Raw genomic sequence first — 717 nt, 5'->3', positions numbered from 1 at the left:
GATGGTTATCAGATCCGCGGTTATCGCGCTTGTCGCATCGACCCTAGTCGTTTCGGCGGGTTGTAGCCGCACCCAGCGCACGGTGGCCGGCGCCGGCATCGGCGGCGTCTCGGGCGCGCTCATTGGCGATGCTGTTGCTGGCACCGGTGGTGCTGTCGTCGGCGGTGTCGGTGGCGCCGTGGCCGGCGGCGTCATCGGCCGTAATTACTGACAAGCATTCCTCGCGAATCGCTTTAACCCTGACTTAACCGCGCCCGCTCATCCTGAGGGCAGTCATAGAGTGGATCCCCTGTTCCATCCCCTCCAGATGATTGCGGCCGGGTAGCTTGTCCTGCGTATCGCCCTGCCGCTATTCAAAGTGGATCCGGGCTGTTCACCAGCCTGAAGATTTAATTGCCGCCGTCCCTTCACCGAGGCGGCGGCTTTTTTTGTTTCGCCCTATCTCTCCGGCATGTGCAATCTCTATTCCATCACTAAAGGCCAGACGGCGATCCTCGAGTTCACCCGGGCCATGCGGGACAGAACGGGTAATCTGCCGTCGCTGCCGGGCGTGTTCCCGGACTATTCGGCGCCTGTGGTTCGCACTGCCGCCGATGGCGAGCGCGAGCTGACGATGATGCGCTGGGGCATGCCGTCACCGCAGTTCGTGCTGAAGGGCCGCAACGTCGACAGCGGCGTCACCAATGTCCGCAACGTGAAGTCGCCGCACTGGCGCCG

The 717-nt window shown here is 63.0% G+C and carries 1 protein-coding gene and 1 pseudogene; both read left to right on the top strand.

The window, feature by feature from the left end; genetic code table 11:
- Positions 1-211: hypothetical protein (locus VQ042_RS25775; protein ID WP_233950060.1), on the top strand; the 211-nt coding region annotated here is incomplete at its 5' end.
- Positions 212-451: 240 nt separating this feature from the next.
- Positions 452-717: pseudogene (locus tag VQ042_RS25770) on the top strand (SOS response-associated peptidase); the annotation flags it as partial.

It is taken from the genome of Aurantimonas sp. A2-1-M11 (assembly GCF_036549475.1).
Lineage (GTDB): Bacteria > Pseudomonadota > Alphaproteobacteria > Rhizobiales > Rhizobiaceae > Aurantimonas.
Note: the sequence above shows the minus strand (reverse complement) of the source record. Positions and strands in the feature narration are given on the sequence as shown.